At 74.1% G+C, this 2605-nt stretch carries 1 protein-coding gene; it reads right to left on the bottom strand.

Going from position 1 to position 2605, the window contains the following annotated elements; all coding sequences use genetic code 11:
• The coding region (locus tag CTKZ_RS15070; RefSeq protein ID WP_124343710.1) for a glycosyl hydrolase at nucleotides 1–2414 on the bottom strand (2414 nt) is incomplete at its 3' end.
• Nucleotides 2415–2605: the final 191 nt, after the last annotated feature.

Here is a 2605-nt window from a genome sequence, read left to right on the forward strand (position 1 = left end):
GTCGGGGTCGGCGTGGCCGTCGGGGTCGGGGTGGGCGTCGTCGTCGGACCACCCGGTCCGTTGCCTCCGCTCCACGTGTGCGCCCCCGACGTCACGGTGCGCCCGGCCGGCACGCGCAGCGTCGTGCCGTCGGAGAACCGCACGGTGAGCGGCGTCGCGGTGACGTTCGACGCCACGTACGTGCGCCCACCCGCCCCGCGGAACACCGCGGCGAGGGGGTGGTCGGCGCGCACGGTCGCGTCGAGCGTCCCGAGGGCCGCGAGGTTGGCGATCCAGTGGTACGTGTGCGCCCGCGACTCCCCCTCCTCGACGGTGTAGCCGGGGTTCGCCTGGAGCTCGCGCAGCGCGGCGGGGCCGTCGCCGAGCGCGAGGTAGCTCCACAGGATGTCCTGCCAGACGGTCGGCGGCCCGCCGTTGACGCGGACGAGCTCGGCGTAGTTGGCGCGCACGTCGTCGGGACGCAGCCCGAGGTAGAGGTGCCCGCCCGTGATGGGCAGGGTGTTGATGCCCTGGATCATCTCGGCCTCGCCGCTGAACCACGTCGCGTACGCCCCGCCGTCGCCCCAGATCATGCCGACGGTGGTGTGCCCGAATCCCTGCGGGATCGCCTCGACGCGGTCGAACCAGTACTCCTGGATCGCGGCGGCCTGGGTCGCGTAGAGGTACGCGCCTGCGTCGCGGACGGACTGCCGGCCGGTCGCCTCGCCCCACTGCACGAGCGCTGCGGCGAAGTTCATGCCCTCGGAGCTCGACTCCTGGTTGTTGCCGGCCGCGAAGGCGCCGTGACCCGACGCCCAGTCGTGCCCGGCGTACGGGTCGAAGTCGCGCAGGAACGGGAACCGCTCCTCCGACCGGTCGTAGCCGTTGGCGTCGCGCACGAGCACGTCGACCATGCCGCCGTAGTCGGCCGCCCACTGCGGGTCGAACCGCGCGAGCGTCGCGGCGGCCGCGACGTAGTAGCCGTAGTGGAAGTGGTGGTCGTTGAGCTCGGTGTCGGACCCGTACGACGCGGGGTAGCCGATGAGCGTGCCCCAGCGGGCGTCGTAGGCGAACACACGCTCGGTCTTGCCGCCTGTCGCGGTGAACCAGTCGGTGAGCGTCGTGCGCATCGCGCGGAGCGTGCGGTCCCGCACGTCGGTGCGGCCGAGCTGGTCGGCGATCTCGGCGATGCGGGCGGCCCGCCCGAGCGCCTTGCCGGTCCAGTAGGTGTCGGCGCGCAGGACCCCGAGGTCGTCGGTCGCGGCCTCGTCGAGCAGCGCGTCGAGCCGGTCGCGCGCGGCGCCGGTCGACGTGGCGACCGCGGGCACCTCGGGGAGGATCCCGGTGAAGGGCGTCGTGGTGGTGAACGACGTCGCGCCCGTGTACGCCGTCATCGCGCCGCGCGGGGAGACGTAGGTGCCGAGCGTGCCCGTCGAGCCCGGGCCCGTCGTCGCCGTGACGTAGCGCTGCTGGTGCGGGTACAGCGCGACGACCGTGCCGCGCGACCGACCCTGGAGCGGTTCGGTCGTGAGCGCGTACGTCGTGCGGACACGCGAGGCCGCCTCGTCGTACGACCACGACACGCGCGCGTCGGTCACCTCGTCGAACGCGTACGTCGCGAGCGCACGGGCCTGAGCGGTGCGCTGCGCGTCGGTCGACCCCGACGCGGTCGTGAGCGCGGCGACGGCGAGGAAGCCCTGGCCGGCGAGCCCGCTGGTCAGCGTCGTGCCGGACACCGTCCAGGACGCGCCGCTCGGTGCGTACGCCACGTAGTCGCTGCCGCCCGCCGTGAAGCCGAGCGTGGACCCGTCGCGCAGCCAGACGCGCAGGTCGGCGGCCGCGGTCAGCACCGCATCGCCGCCGGTCAGGTGGTACCAGCTGATCGGCAGGCCGTGCCCGATCGTGGCGCGCAGCCGCTTGCCCCCGCTCTCCCACGACGGCGTCACGGTCCAGTCGCTCCAGCCGGCGACCTCGACGACCGGCGCGCGCAGGCCGGAGACGCCGACGAGCACGTCCTGGCGGTACGGGTAGTGGAACTCGCCGATCCCGCCGGGCGTGCCGGACACCACGGTGTCACGTGTCACCGAGAGCCCGAGACCGGCCTCCGTCGGCTGGTACGAGACGGGGTGGGCGTGCAGCGGCTCGGACGCGGTGCAGTTCCACCGCTTGAACAACAGCGAGGACCACCAGTCGTTCGTCGGAAGCGGACCGGTGGGCGCGTCGTCCGTCAGGTACACGCGCGGGTCCGCCTCCAAGGCGTCGCACCCCTCGGGCGTCGGACCGGGCGGCGACGTCAGGTAGCTCCCCCGCCCCACGGGCACCGTGTCGGCCGCAGTGGCGGCCGGTGCGACGACGACCGTGCCGGCGAGCAGGCCGGCGGCGACCATGACCAGTGCGCGTGATCCCGGGCGACGCCGGTGTGGTGATGTGCTCATGTCAGCCCCTCTGGGCAGGGGTGAGCGGCACGACGTCGTGCGGCAGCCCCCTGCGTGACCGGCCGGCCGCTCCGTTGCGACCCGCCGCCACCGCTCCCCGCGCGGCCCCCTCTGGACGCGCTCGGTGTGAGAGCGGTGTCAGGAAACCGTAACCCCGGCTCCGGGCCCCGGCACGCCGGGTACGACGACGG

It is taken from the genome of Cellulomonas algicola (assembly GCF_003851725.1).
GTDB lineage: Bacteria > Actinomycetota > Actinomycetes > Actinomycetales > Cellulomonadaceae > Cellulomonas > Cellulomonas algicola.